Origin of the sequence: Streptomyces sp. cf386 (genome assembly GCF_900103585.1) — a bacterium.
In the GTDB taxonomy this organism is placed as follows: Bacteria; Actinomycetota; Actinomycetes; order Streptomycetales; family Streptomycetaceae; genus Streptomyces.
In genome coordinates this window covers 26,187-39,631 of record NZ_FNHV01000010.1, presented here as the reverse complement: position 1 = coordinate 39,631, position 13,445 = coordinate 26,187, and the positions used below count along the sequence as shown (strand labels likewise).

13 protein-coding genes are annotated in these 13,445 nt (G+C 71.4%); 7 read left to right on the top strand and 6 right to left on the bottom strand.

Annotation, left to right across the window (positions count from 1 at the left end):
• Positions 1-373: 373 nt before the first annotated feature.
• Positions 374-2,203: a sigma-70 family RNA polymerase sigma factor gene (locus tag BLU79_RS25265; protein ID WP_093908187.1), complete on the bottom strand. Its 1,830-nt coding sequence runs from the start codon at positions 2,201-2,203 to the stop codon at positions 374-376.
• 201 nt (positions 2,204-2,404) lie between these two features.
• Between BLU79_RS25265 and BLU79_RS25260 the strand changes: the two genes are divergently transcribed.
• Positions 2,405-2,842 carry an SsgA family sporulation/cell division regulator gene (locus tag BLU79_RS25260; RefSeq protein ID WP_093908186.1) on the top strand — a complete coding sequence of 146 codons (438 nt, stop codon included), beginning with the start codon at positions 2,405-2,407 and terminating at the stop codon, positions 2,840-2,842.
• Positions 2,843-2,845: 3 nt separating this feature from the next.
• Here the strand turns inward: BLU79_RS25260 and BLU79_RS25255 are convergent, their stop codons facing one another.
• Entirely contained in the window at positions 2,846-3,319 is a 474-nt protein-coding gene (locus BLU79_RS25255) for an Lrp/AsnC family transcriptional regulator (RefSeq protein WP_093908185.1), read from the bottom strand.
• A 108-nt stretch (positions 3,320-3,427) separates the two neighbouring features.
• On the opposite strand from BLU79_RS25255, the gene BLU79_RS25250 reads away from it, so the two are divergent.
• From BLU79_RS25250 to BLU79_RS25235, 4 genes are all read left to right on the top strand, one after another.
• Positions 3,428-4,312 (top strand): class I SAM-dependent methyltransferase, encoded by an 885-nt coding sequence (locus tag BLU79_RS25250; protein ID WP_093908184.1) that lies wholly within the window; start codon positions 3,428-3,430, stop codon positions 4,310-4,312.
• Positions 4,313-4,493: 181 nt separating this feature from the next.
• Positions 4,494-5,378 (top strand): LLM class flavin-dependent oxidoreductase, encoded by an 885-nt coding sequence (locus BLU79_RS25245; protein ID WP_093908183.1) that lies wholly within the window; start codon positions 4,494-4,496, stop codon positions 5,376-5,378.
• Between the two features lie 45 nt (positions 5,379-5,423).
• A complete protein-coding gene (locus BLU79_RS25240) occupies positions 5,424-5,921 on the top strand; it encodes a hypothetical protein (protein WP_093908182.1) in 498 nt (165 codons plus the stop codon).
• Positions 5,922-5,963: 42 nt separating this feature from the next.
• Entirely contained in the window at positions 5,964-6,266 is a 303-nt protein-coding gene (locus tag BLU79_RS25235; RefSeq protein ID WP_093908181.1) for a hypothetical protein, read from the top strand.
• Between the two features lie 36 nt (positions 6,267-6,302).
• Here the strand turns inward: BLU79_RS25235 and BLU79_RS25230 are convergent, their stop codons facing one another.
• The gene (locus tag BLU79_RS25230; protein WP_093908180.1) at positions 6,303-6,692 is read right to left on the bottom strand and encodes a VOC family protein; all 390 of its coding nucleotides are present in this window, start codon (positions 6,690-6,692) and stop codon (positions 6,303-6,305) included.
• A gap of 189 nt (positions 6,693-6,881) precedes the next feature.
• On the opposite strand from BLU79_RS25230, the gene BLU79_RS25225 reads away from it, so the two are divergent.
• Positions 6,882-8,330 carry an alginate lyase family protein gene (locus tag BLU79_RS25225; protein ID WP_093908461.1) on the top strand — a complete coding sequence of 483 codons (1,449 nt, stop codon included), beginning with the start codon at positions 6,882-6,884 and terminating at the stop codon, positions 8,328-8,330.
• Between the two features lie 228 nt (positions 8,331-8,558).
• On the opposite strand, the gene BLU79_RS25220 is transcribed toward BLU79_RS25225, so the two are convergent.
• Positions 8,559-9,959, bottom strand: coding sequence for a DUF445 domain-containing protein (locus tag BLU79_RS25220; RefSeq protein WP_093908179.1), 1,401 nt, complete (start codon positions 9,957-9,959; stop codon positions 8,559-8,561).
• A 198-nt stretch (positions 9,960-10,157) separates the two neighbouring features.
• On the opposite strand from BLU79_RS25220, the gene BLU79_RS25215 reads away from it, so the two are divergent.
• Positions 10,158-11,495: an SGNH/GDSL hydrolase family protein gene (locus BLU79_RS25215; RefSeq protein WP_093908178.1), complete on the top strand. Its 1,338-nt coding sequence runs from the start codon at positions 10,158-10,160 to the stop codon at positions 11,493-11,495.
• A gap of 60 nt (positions 11,496-11,555) precedes the next feature.
• Here BLU79_RS25215 and BLU79_RS25210 read toward each other — a convergent pair whose 3' ends face one another.
• Together BLU79_RS25210 and BLU79_RS25205 are read right to left on the bottom strand one after the other, a co-directional pair.
• Positions 11,556-12,368, bottom strand: a complete 813-nt coding sequence (locus BLU79_RS25210) for a DUF1707 SHOCT-like domain-containing protein (RefSeq protein WP_093908177.1) — start codon at positions 12,366-12,368, stop codon at positions 11,556-11,558.
• A 33-nt stretch (positions 12,369-12,401) separates the two neighbouring features.
• Entirely contained in the window at positions 12,402-13,445 is a 1,044-nt protein-coding gene (locus tag BLU79_RS25205) for an ABC transporter ATP-binding protein (protein WP_256333458.1), read from the bottom strand.

Here is a 13,445-nt window from a genome sequence, read left to right as displayed (position 1 = left end):
TTTCCCCGATGAGTCGAGCGTGAATGTCACCGGCGAGAAAGTTGGAGTGAAGGAGGCCGACCCGTCACAGCCTGCCGCACCCATCGTGGCCAGCAGCGTCATCCCAACTATCGGCAGAGCAAACACCCTTGTCACGACTGAACGCATACCGCCGCCCCCGATACCCCCGTGCACGCACCCCTGCGCGCGCCTACCGGAATTCAGAAGAGTAGCGCTGCGGGCCGGTCGCCACCATCTCAATTTCTGAACTCTGCGCACGGAACGTCGAATTCAGAAACGGAAGGAGACGGAAGGAGACTGAATGAGATGGAAGGGACTGGGGAGTTTTGGAGAGGCCGGACAGGCAACTCGCCTGTCCGGCCTCCAGTGAACGTCAGTTCCCGCAGTCGTTTCCGGGGGCCTCGGGTGTTGGCTGCGGGGCAGGTGCGGGTGCGGGGTCGGGGTCGGTCGTCTCCGGCGGGGTGGGGTGGTCCGGACTCTCCGGGCTCTCCGGGCCCTCCGGCGCCTGCGGGGTGTCGGGCGCCTCGGGCGCCTCGGGCGTCTCCGGTGCCTGCGGGGCCTGCGGGGCCTCCGGCGTCTCCTCAACCGGCCCCGGCTCTACCGGAGTTGAAGGACTCTCGGCCCCCGGGGTCTCCGGCTCCGGGTCCTGCGGCTCCGCCCCCGGATCGTTCGGGTACGGATTCTCGTGCCCGGGCTCTTCCTGGCCCGGCTTCTCCGGTCCAGGCTTCTCGTGACCCGGCTCCTCCTGGCCCGGCTCCCCCGGCCCAGGCTTCCCGTGCCCCGGCTCCTCCTGGCCCGGCTCCTCCGGCCCAGGCTTCTCCGGCTGCTCGCCCACCGGATCAGCAGGCGCAGGCGCAGGCACCGGTACGGACGGTGACGGCACGCCACCTCCCGGCGCGGGCTTCTCCTCCGCGGGCGGGTCGGCCACCGGCACCTCGACATCAGGCACCTCGGCATCAGGCACCTCAGCATCAGGCGCACCGGCATCGGGCGCCTCAACCCCCGACTCAACCGCAACCACCGGCCCCCTGACCGCCGTACCCGCCCCCGCGGCCTCGGCAGCCAGAGCCTGCCCCTCACCCCCCGGCCTCCCCGGCGCCTCCGCCGCCTCGACCGGCGCTTCCGACGGCCGCGCGGCCACCGGCGTCTCCGCGAGCGGCACCCGTGGCGAAAGCGGTGCCGGAGACGGGTCGTTCACGCCCAGCGCGATCATCATGGCGAGGGCAGCGCCCGCGACCGTGGCGCCCGCCGCGATCGCCGTCGGCACCTTCGCACCGCCTGCGCCGCCGGTGACCGCCTGGCGGGCCGTGTGCAGGGCGCCGCCGATCTGGCCGCCGAGGCCGGCCGCGGCACCGACGGACCCGGCAGCTCCGGCGGCACCGGCGGCGAAGGACAGCAGGAACTTGCCCGTGCCGCCGACGGCGAGGACCAGCAGGGCCGGGCCGACCATCGCGGGCAGGCGGTCGTTGGCGCGCATGAGGACCGCGAGCCGGCCCCGGCAGTCGTCGCAGGCGTCCACGTGGGCGAGCAGGCGTTCCGACTGGCGCGGGGTCGCGCTGCCGCGGACGTACGCCGGCATACGCACCCAGTGGACCTCGCAGGCGGGGTCGTCGGGGGCGCCGGTCTGGGAGCGCAGGAAGGCCTGACGCATGCCCTCGCGGGCCCGGTGCAGGAGTACGGCCGTCGCGCCCTGCTTGGCGCCGATGCGCTGGCCGACCGTCTCCAGCGGCTGGCCCTCGGCCTCCGCCAGCCACAGGGCCTGGACCCAGCGTTCGGGGAGTTGGCCGAGCACCCGCACCAACAGGTCGACGGAGGAGACCTGCTCGGCCGGGTCGGCCGCGTCCTCCGCGTGGACGGCGATCTCGGTCCGCTCGGCGGCGGTCCGCGGGTCGTGCGGGGTCTCGCGGGCATCGCCGCCGGCGGTCGCGGCCAGGTGCCGCACCGTCGTCATCAGGTACGCCGGCACGTTCTCGATCTCGTGCCCCTCCGACAGCCGCCGCCAGACGCGGAAGTGCGCCTCGGCGACCAGGTCCTCCGCTGCCCAGGGGTTGTTACGGGTGAGCGAGCGCGCGAAAGCGACCAGACGCGGCTGCTGTTCCTCGTAGATACGGGCGTACGAGGCGGTGGCAGTCGCGGTGGCGGACGGGGCCGCGGACGCGGGCGGTGACGCCTGGGCGGGCACCTTGGGGGAACCGTCGGTCATGGCAGGAACGCTCCAGTTGCCTGCTGAGCTGCTGAGCTGCTGATGGGCGGCGGGCGAGTTTGTCAGCGTAGATGACTAAAATCTCAACCAATTGGTTCGCGTGAGTTAGATCACAGAGAGCGCGTTCCATTTCGGCGTAATCAAAAGGCCCGCCGCCGGGTCGAGAAGGCGCGATGTCACCTACACAGGAGCAGACCGACCATGCGCCACGCCCTCCAGACCCTCCAGACCCTCCAACAGCCCGTCCGCGCGCGCCTCGTCACCCCCCACTACCGGCAGCTGGCGATACGCCCCACCCTGCGCTACTCCGCCGCCGATCCCTTCGCCGTGCGCATCGACTTCCCCGCCCATGTCTCGGACGACGAGCGCGGGGCCACCTGGACGTTCGCGCGCTCGCTGCTGGAGGAGGGGCTCCGCGGGAGCGGGACGGCCGGGATCGGGGACGTCCGCATCGTGCCGCTCGGGCGGTCCCGCACGGTCGTGGAGTTCCACACGCCGCACGGCATGGCCGCGATCCGGTTCGGTACGGCCTCTCTCCGACGGTTCCTGCAACGGTCGTACGCCGTCGTCGAGCCGGGAAGAGAGGACCTGGGGCCGGAGCTGGACCACGGCCTCATGTCGCTGCTCGACGGGGTCTGAGGCTCAGCCTGCGTCCCGACCGTTCTCCATGGGCGTCAGTACGCGCGTCTCCGTCTGCCGGTAGATCACCGAGCTGCGGAAGCTCACCACCTCGCGCCGGGCGCTGAAGCGGTCCATGAGGAAGGCGTGCAGGTGCTCGATGTCCGGGACGGCCACATGCACGAGGAAATCGTCGTCGCCGGAGACCACGAAGACCGAGACGACCTCGGGGAGTCGGGTCAGGTAGCCCTCGAAGTCCTGGATCACCTCGCGGCTCAGCGGGCGCAGGCGGGCGAAGACCAGCGCCTGGAGCGAGCGGCCCAGCAGGCGTGGCTGGACGGCCGCGTGGTAGCCGGTGATCACACCTCGGGCGCGCAGGGCGCGGACCCGTTCCAGGCAGGTGGAGGGTGCGATGCCGATCCTGCGGGCGAGTTCGCGGTTGGTGAGCCGTGCATCGCGCTGGAGATGGGTGAGGATCGCCGAATCAGTGTCGTCCATGGCCGTCATTCTTCCCGGGGTGCCGAATTTCGTTCGGGCGAGCCGCCCAACTCCCGTATTCCGCCCTACATTTCCCTCGTCCGCCGGACCGAAGGGAGCCGTCCCCTGATGACGACCGCGACGACCGCGACGACCACAACGCCGACTGCTGCGGCACTCGACCAAGCCGTCCACCACTACGACCGTTTCCTCGCCGAGCACTACACGTGGATGCTCGGCGGCGATCTCGACGCGCTCGCCGCGACGCAGCGCGCCTCCCTCTTGGCGTGGGGTGTGACCCCGGAATCCGCGGCCGGTCCGGCGGACGGGGCGCTCGCCGTGGATCTGGGGTGCGGGCCGGGGCAGGCGAGCCTCGCGCTGGCCGGGCTGGGCTTCGACTCCGTCCTCGCGGTCGATCTGAGCCGGCCGTTGCTGGGCGAACTCGCCGCACACGCGGCCGACTTGACTGCCGTACGACCGGTGCGGGCGGATGTGCGGACGGCGCTGCGGGAGCTGGTGCGGCCAGGGTCGGCGGCAGCCGTCGTCTGTCTGGGGGACACCCTGACGCATCTGCCGACCCGCGGTGATGTGGCCGCCCTCTTCGCCGATGCCGCCGCCGCGCTCGCACCCGGCGGGACGGCCGTGTTCGGCTACCGCGACCTGACGGTCCCGCTCACCGGAACCGACCGTTTCCTCCCGGTCCGGGCCACCGAGAACCGGATCATGACCTGCTTCCTGGAGTACCCGGACGACTTCGACGACTACACGGTCGTCGTGCACGACCTGATCCACACCCGGGACGGCGCGGACGCCGACTGGACCCTCACCGCGCACAGTTACCGCAAACTGCGGCTCTCCCACGCCTGGGTGCTGGAGCAACTCCGCACCGCCGGGCTGCGCGTGCGGCACGAGGAGAGCGGGCCGGGGGGCATGCGGACGGTCGTACTCGAACGGGCCTCCGCATGCCCGCCCGTGTCCCGCCCTCCCATGTCCCGCCCTCCGATGTCCCGGTGAGAGCAAATGGTTTGTCCCGCGAAGTCGGCTCGTCCTACTGTGAGCCGACTTCGAAGAGACGTTCCCCCGGAAACACGCCGCAGAACGGGAGCGTCCCACCTCACTGAGGCCCATCGGGATCACTGAGGTGCAGGAGGGGCGGCAGCTGTCCTTGTCGACCCCTCATTCCGGAGGCTCCTCCATGAACAACGTCGGTACGAACGTGGGCATCGGCCTGCCCATCGGCGACCCGGCCACCCTGCTCACCTGGGCCCGGCGCGCCGAAGCCGGCCCCTTCAGCACGCTCGGTCTGCTCGACCGGCTCGTGTACGACAACCCCGAGCCGCTGGTCGCCCTGTCGGTCCTGGCGGGCGCCACCTCGCGCATCCGCGTCCAGACCGAGGTGCTGCTCGCCCCGCTGCGCGACACCGCCCTGCTGGCCAAGCAGGCCGCCACCCTCGACCGGATGACCGGCGGCAACCGCCTCGTCCTCGGCCTGGGCGTCGGCGGCCGGGACGACGACCACCGCGCCGCGGGCACCGACCTGCGCACCCGGGGCCGGCGCCTGGACCAGCAGATGGCGTTGATGTGCCGGCTGTGGTGGGGCGAGTCGTACGACAGTGTCGGCGACGGCGACGGCATCGGTGTCGGCCCGATCGGTCCGGCGCCCGCCCGGCCAGGTGGCCCTCAGGTGCTGTTCGGCGGCTTCAAGCCCGCCGCCCTCGAACGCGTCGCCCGCTGGGGCGACGGCTTCCTCGCCGCCGCGCCGCCCTCCTGGGCGGGCGGCCTGTTCGACACCGTCCGAGGCTTCTGGAAGGAGTACGGCCGCGACGGCGAACCCCGCCTCGTGGCCCAGGTGAACGTCGCGCTCGGCCCGCAGGACGTGCTCGACGACGCGCGCGCCCGCATGCACGCCTACTACGCCTTCACCGGCATGGCCGACCGGATGGTGGCCGGCCTGCTGACCTCCCCCGCCGAGATCCGCGCCGCGATTGCCGCGTTCGCCGACCTGGGCGCCGACGAGGTCATGCTCTACTGCCATGGCCTCGACCCGGACCAGGTGGACCGCCTGGGCGAGCTCATGTGACGCCCTTCCCGTAGCGCCCTTCCCGTAACAGCCCCTGGAGGCCACGTGTTGCTGCTGCTCCTGCTGTTCGTCGTCGTCGCGGTGATCGTCGCGGTGGCTCTGTTCGGATACGGCGGCAGCACACTGGCCGACCACGGCATCCGGCGCGCGAGCGCCCCCGTCCGGCTGCGCGCCCTCGCCGCCTTCGTGGGTGCGGGGGCGTGCGCACTGTACGCATGGGGGCTGCTCGCCGTCTGCGGCGCGGTCCTGGTGGCGGAGGACGGCGGCGCCGACTCGTCACCGCCGCAGTCCTGCCGTACGCAGGGCTGGTGGGAGCGGCATCAGCAGGGCATCGAGATCGTCGGCCACTCCGTCTCGTACGTCCCTCTCGGATTCGTCTGCGAGACGAGCGACGGCGGGAGTTACGACAACGGCGACGTGCCCGGGTACGTCAACCCCGGCGTGGTGGGCCTCGCGCTCGCCGGCGCCGGGTGTGCCATCGGCGCGGGGTACGCGTCGGAGCTGCGGGCCCGGGCCGCGTCGCGCAAGGGGGAGGCCGGTTAGCCTCGGTTCTCCAAGGATCGGCAGTAGTGGTGGGAGGCAGACATGGCGCGGATCCCCAGCGCGGCGGTGGCGGCGGGTGGGCTCGTCGGTGGGTACGGCGTGGCTCGCTGGACGAAGAAGCGGCAGCTCGGCGGGGTCGTGCTGGCCGTAGCGGGGGCCGCGGCCGCGCAGCAGTGGCGGCAGCAGGCGGGCGGCAAGGCCGCGGGGGCGTTGACCGCCGCGTATGTCGGCGCCTTCGCCGGGTCGCATCCGCTGGCCAAGAAGGTGGGCGCCTGGCCCGCCGTGTTCGGGGTCGCGGGGGCGGTGGCCCTGGCATCGTGGGCGGTGGCTGACCGGCGCGCTTGACCTGGACCCTAGGGGCCACCGGTCCGGCCGCCTCGGCTACGACCGGTGGCTCAGCACGTTCACCACCCGCCCGTTCGGATCCTGTACGAAGAACCGCCGTACGCCCCACTCCTCGTCCTGGATCTCCCGGACCACCTCCGCGCCCGACGCCAGCACGCGCGCGTACACCGCGTCGACGTCCTCGACCTCCACGCTCAGGTCGGAGACGACGGGGGCGGTGCGTTCCTCCGTGAAGAAGCTGATCTGGGCCGTGGGGTTGGCGGGGGACGCCATGGTCGTCACCCAGCCCTCGGGGGTCTGGGGGTCTCCCCCAGAAAACAGAGTCATGACCTCCTCGAAGCCGAGGAGGCCGTAGAAGTCGCGGCTCGTCGCCATCTGCCCTGCTGACTGGACCTGGATGTTGGGGACGATCCTGCGGATGGTCATCGGATACGGCTCCTCATCGGCGTCGGTTCTCTGTGGTCGGTGTCGGTTCTCTGTGGTCGGCGTCGGTTCTCTGTGATCGGCGTCCGGAGTTTCTGTTATCCCCCGCAGTCTTCCCCCGTCTCCTCACCGTCCCCAGCCGCAGGCACGCGAGGAATTGACGACGTGACACGACAGATCAGCCGCCGGAGCATGCTCAAGGCCGCGGGCGCGGCAGCCGGAGCCGTCGGTATCGGTACGGCCGTGCTGCCCACCCCCGCCGTCGCCGCCGGCGCCTATGCGCACCCCGGCCTCCTGCACACCGGCGCCGACCTCGGCCGTATGGCCGCCAAGGTGAAGGCGGGCGCCGCCCCCTACACGGCCGGGTTCGCCAGGCTGACCGCCAACCGGCACGCGCAGAGCGGCTGGACGGCCAACCCGCAGGCGACCGTGATCCGGGGCGGCGCCGGCCAGAACTACGTGACCCTCTACAACGACATCCACGCCGCCTACCAGAACGCCCTGCGCGGCCACGTCAGCGGTGACGGCGCGCATCTCGACACCGCCGTGGCGATCCTCAACGCCTGGTCGGCCAAGCTGACCGGCCTCGGCGGCAACGCCGACCGCTTCCTGGCCTCCGGCCTGTACGGCTACCAGTTCGCCAACGCCGCCGAGCTCGTCCGCGACCACCCCGACTTCGAGCTCGGCCGGTTCCAGGAGATGCTGACCAAGGTCTTCGCGCCGCTCAGCGACGACTTCCTGGTCAGGCACAACGGCGCCGTCGTCAGCAACTACTGGACCAACTGGGACCTGGCGAACATGTGCTGCGTCCTCGCGACCGGCATCCTCTGCGACGACAAGGCCCAGGTCACCCGCGCCGTCGACTACTTCAAGCACGGCGAGGGCCTCGGCTCCATCAAGAACGCCATCCCCGTCGTGCACGACGACGGACTCGCCGAGTGGCTGGAGGCCGGCCGCGACCAGGGGCACGCTCTCCTCGGCGTCGGCCTGATGGGCACCTTCTGCGAGATGGCCTGGAACCAGGGCATCGACCTGTACGGCTACGACGACAGCCGCTTCCTCAAGGGCGCCCAATACGTCGCCAAGTGGGCCATGGGCGGGGACGTGCCGTTCACCGACAACACCCGCAGGAAGGGCGCGATCAACGGCTGGTCGGGCTCGGAGACCGTGACCGAGGCCGCTCCTGTGGACCCGGCGATGACCCGCCCCATCTGGGCGATGATCGCCAACCACTACACCAAGCGCCGGGGCCTGTCGGCGTCGTACCTCACGCAGATCGCCGCGAAGTCCGGGCCGGAGGGCGGCGGCGGGGACTACGGCCCCAACAGCGGCGGCTTCGACCAACTCGGCTTCGGCACGCTGGCGTTCACGCGGGACAAGGCGCAGGGGGGCGGGGGCACGGGGAGTGCGTCGAGCCCGTCCCCGTCGGCATCGGCAGCTGCGTCGGCCGGCGCCGGGTCGGACCCGCGACCGCAGACGGGGACCACGGCCGCCCCCTCCGCGTCCGCCTCCTCCGGCGACCTCGCCGCCACCGGCTCCAACGAGACCGTCGCCTGGACCGCCGCCACCGGCATCACCGCCCTCGCAGGCGGCCTCCTGCTACTGCGCCGCCGCGACCGTGCCCGGCGCGAGGCGCAGTAAGGGCCGCGCAGGCGCGATCTCCGGTCCCGGCTCTCACCACGAGGAGAGCCGGGACCGGCCCCACAGGGCTCCGGCCGGCCAAGCGTCCCTGGCGAATTCGGCTGCGGTCCGGCCGCGCCCTCAGGGGCGCGGGGCCGTGTCGATATGCGGCTCCGCCGCGCGGGCGCGACCAGCCACAACGCAGCCGCAGACAACCCACAACCCACCACGGCCCAACCAGCGGAGCGCCTACGCGCCCAGCGCCCGCGACACCGTATAGATCACCAACCCGGCCAACGACCCCACCACCGTGCCGTTGATCCGGATGAACTGCAGGTCACGCCCGATGTGCGCCTCGATCTTCTTCGTCGTGTGCTCGGCGTCCCAGCTCGCCACGGTGTCGGTGATCAGGGAGGTGATCTCCTTGCGGTACGTCGTCACGACGTGCACCGCGGCGTCCTCGACCCAGCGGTCCACCTTGTTCTGCATCGAGGGCTCGGCGGCCATGCGGGCGCCCAGGGACAGCAGCGAGGCCCGCACCCGCAGGCGCAGCTCGCTGCGCTCGTCCTCGGCCGCCGACACGATCATGGCGCGGACGGCCGTCCAGGCGGACGCGATCAGGTCCTGCACCTCGCCCCGGGCCAGCACCTCGCCCTTGAGCCGTTCCACGCGCGCGCGGGTGTCGGTGTCGGACTGCAGGTCGGAGGCGAAGTCGATGAGGAACCGGTCGAGGGCGCCGCGGGCGGGGTGGGAGGGCATGTCGCGCATCTCGACGCAGAAGCGGACCAGCTCCTTGTAGACCCGCTCGCCGACCTTCCGGTCGACGAACTTCGGCGTCCAGCCGGGCGCGCCGCCCTGAACCGCGCCCATGATCTCGTCGTCGTGCAGGATCAGCCAGTCGTGCGCCTTCGCCACGATCAGGTCGACGGCCCGCTTGTGCCCGCCGTCGGCGACGATCCCCTCCAGCATCTTGCCTATGCCGGGCGCGATCTCCCGGGCGTCGGCCCGCCGGGTGATCGCCTCGCCGACCACCGCCTGGACGTCGGTGTCGCGCAGCACCGTCAGGGCGCCTCTGAGCGCCGTCGCCAGCTCGGCCGTCACCCGGTCGGCGTGCGCCGGTTCCGCCAACCAGGCGCCCAGCCGGCTGCCGATGCCGACGGCGCGCAGCCGCTGCCGGACGACGTCCTCGGAGAGGAAGTTCTCGCCGACGAACTCCCCCAGCGAGACCCCCAGCTGGTCCTTCTTGTTCGGGATGATCGCGGTGTGCGGGATGGGGATGCCCAGCGGATGGCGGAACAGGGCCGTGACCGCGAACCAGTCGGCGAGCGCGCCGACCATGCCGGCCTCGGCGGCCGCGGCGACATAGCCCGCCCAGGCTCCGGCGCCCTCGTTCGACGCCCATTTGGCGAGGACGTAGATCAGCGCCACGAGCAGCAGCATCCCGGTCGCGGTGATCTTCATCTGCCGTACGCCGCGCTGCTTCTCCTCGTCGGCCGCGGTGAACGTCGTCATCGCGCGTACGGCCGATGCGGGGACGCGTCGGTTATCGGCGGCATCCGTCCGGGCATGCTGCTCTACGTCAGGCGTTCCCGTTTCATCCGGATTCGTACGTTCCATCCGCTCCACCCGTCCAGGATCCCCCGCACTCATTGTCCCTACCTGACCGACTCCTGGAACGAATCAAGAGTTCCCGGCGTCTGTCCGGTGGGGGGAGGTCGATGGCGAACTCCGGATGAACTCCGGCGGCCCAATGGGGGGTCCGTGCAACTCCCCTCTGCCTTATGACGCATCATGAGGTGATCACATCGGAGCCTCGGGCTCCCATCCGCCCGAGGAGACACGCACCGCATGACCAGGCGAAACGGTTATGCCCTGCTTTCGGGGGTCATCGCACTGATTGTGGCGGTCTCGGTCGCCATATATGTCGGAGTCGCCTCCTACGACGGAACCACGACCGCCAGGAGCGCCCCCACCAGGGAAGGCAGCCAGCGAGGCCCCGTCGCCCCGGCCTCCACCGGCATCTGGGTCGGCGCCTGGTCCGCCTCCCCGGTCGGCGCCGAGCCCGGCACCGAGGTCGAGGGTCTGGTGGGCCGCTCGGTACGCAACGTCGTGCACACGAGTGTCGGCGGTACGAGTGCCCGCATCACGCTGTCCAACCTGTACGGCCAGTCGGCGCTGACGATCACGCACGCGTCGATCGCCGTGGCCGCCGGTGCCGGGACCGCGGCCGCCCTCACGGACACCATGCGGCGGCTCACCTTCGGCGGCAACACCACGGTCGTCGTCCCGCCGGGGCAGCAGGTGCTGAGCGACTCCGTGCGCCTCGCGATCCAGGCGGACACCGACGTCCTGGTCACCACCTACTCCCCCACACCGTCCGGCCCGGTGACCTTCCACCCCCACGCGCGCCAGACCAGCTACGTCGCCGAGGGCGACCTCACCGAGGACGCGACCGGCGTGGCGTACACCGGGCAGGTCGAGTCCTGGCGGTACCTGACCGCGGTGGACGTGCTCAGCAACGAGTCCGACGGCACCGTCGTGGTCTTCGGCGACTCGCTGACCGACGGCATCACATCCACCGCGAACGCCAACCGCCGCTGGACGGACGTCCTGTCGCGCCGGCTGCGCGAGGCGGTCGCCACCGGTGCGGACGTGCCGCGCTACAGCGTCGTCAACCAGGGCATCAGCGGCAACCAGATCCTCGCCAGCGGCTCCGGGCGCCCCGCGGACAACCAGGCCGGCGTCGGCCGCTTCCACCGCGACGTGCTCTCCCGTACGAACGTCAAGGTCGTCGTCATCGACCTCGGCGTCAACGACATCCTGCGCAACCCGAACCTCGCCGACCCCGACCACATCCTCGACGGCCTGCGCACCCTGGTCCGCCAGGCCCACGCCCGCGGCCTGAAGGTCATCGGCGCGACCCTGATGCCCTTCCAGGGCCACCGCGGCTACACCGACGCCCGCGAGAACGTCCGCCAGCAGATCAACGCCGAGATCCGCTCGGGCAGGGTCTTCGACGCGGTCGCCGACTTCGACAAGGCCGTGCGCGACCCCTACAACCCCCGCAAGTTCCGCCCCGACTACGACTCGGGCGACCACCTCCACCCGAGCGACAAGGGCTACGAGGAGATGGCGGAGTCCTTCAGCCTCCAGGACCTGAAGGGGGCGGCACCGGCGGAGCTGTAGGGGGCAAGGGCACAGCCGTAGGGGTCAATCGCGGCTGGGGGGCGGCCCCGGCCCGGCCGTTCAGTCCTCGTCCCGCTCCCGGGACCGCCGCTGCCCCCGCTCGTCACGCCCATGGCGCCCCATGTCCCGATGCTCATCGAGCATCCTGCGATGCGCCTCGTACTGCTCATCCCGCACCGAACCCCGAAGCTCCCGCCGCTCGGCCCTGCGCTCCAGCTTCTCCCGCCGCCGCTCCTCCCGAAGCTCCTGCCGCTGGGTCCGCGTCAGCTTCCGCTCGACCGAGACACCGCCCCAGAAGGCGAACCCGGTGACGATCACCCGAGGTGCCCCGGGTTCCCCCAGCTCGCTCTCCTCAAGGTGATCGAAGCCCCCCATGACCCCGATCCCGCGCATCACCACTTCGACCCCCGGCGGCACGATCACCTCCACGCCGCCCATGATCGCGACGCAGTTGATCACGACCTCCCGGTCGGCGAAGTTCGCGTCCCGCAGATCGATCTCGCCGCCCCCCATGAAGGCGACGGCGGTGAACCGCCTCGGCACCGTCCAGCGCCCCTTGCGCTGGAACCCCGACATCACGGCGACACCCCAGGTCGACGAACCCTCACCGCCGACGATCCGCCCGGTCCAACTGCCGTCCGCGATCCCGGACTTCTTGACCATGTCGACCTTGGGGACGGCCACCTCACCGACGGGCAGATCCCGGGTGATCGGCGCCAGATCGCCGTACGTACGCGCCTTGTACGTCGCCTCCAGCCGTTCCTCGAACTCCTCCATGTCGAGCCGCCCCTCCGCGAGGGCGTCCCGCAGGACCTCGGCGACTCGTTCACGATCGGCGTCGGACGCACGCAGCTCCGGGGCATCGTCGCTCATGTAGAGCAGCCTACGAGCAACCCCGCCCCGGGGCTACGAGACCGCCCGCCCGGCCCCGTCAGCCTGCTCGGCCTGCTCCGCGTACATCTTCGCGATCACCGCCTCGATGTCCGGCTCCCGCACCGACAGATCCACCAGCGGATACTCCGCCGCGATCCGCGCCACCAGCACCGCCGCCGACTCGGCCGCCGGAAACGCCAGCCACTGCCGCGGCCCCTCCACCTTCACCACGCGCGCGGGCGCCACCTCGATCGGCGGCAGCTCCCGCTCCAGGTCGACCACGAGGGTGCGCTCGCTCTCCCCCACCTCGTGCAGCCCGGCGAGCGGACCGTCGTACATCATCCGCCCGTGGTCGATGACCATCACCCGCGAGCACAGCTGCTCGATGTCCTGGAGGTCGTGCGTGGTCAGCAGCACCGTCGTGCCGCGCTCGGTGTTCACCTCCCGCAGGAACTCCCTGACCTTCGCCTTCGAGATCACGTCGAGCCCGATCGTCGGCTCGTCCAGGTACAGCACCTCGGGATCGTGCAGCAGGGCCGCCGCGATGTCGCCGCGCATCCGCTGGCCCAGCGAGAGCTGGCGCACGGGGACGTCCAACAGGGCGGCCAGGTCGAGGAGTTCGACCAGCCGGTCGAGGTTCTCGCGGTAACGGCCGTCCGGGATGCGGTACATGCGGTGCATCAGCTTGTACGAGTCGATCAGCGGCAGGTCCCACCACAGCGTCGTACGCTGCCCGAACACCACCCCGATGCGATGCGCGAGCTGCCTGCGCTCGCGGGACGGGTCGATGCCGGCGACGCGCAGCCGCCCGCCGCTCGGGGTCAGGATCCCCGTCAGCATCTTGATCGTCGTCGACTTGCCTGCGCCGTTCGGGCCGATGTAGCCCACCATCTCGCCGCGCGCCACGGTGAAGGAGATCGAGTCGACGGCCCGCACCTGCCGCCGCTCCCGCTTCAGGAAGCCGGTCTTCTTGCGTACGTCGAAGACCTTCTCGACGCCGTCGAGTTCGATGAACGCGCCGTCCCGCACGGCCGTGCCCCACTCGCCCGGCTCACTCAACTCGCCCAACTCGCCCAT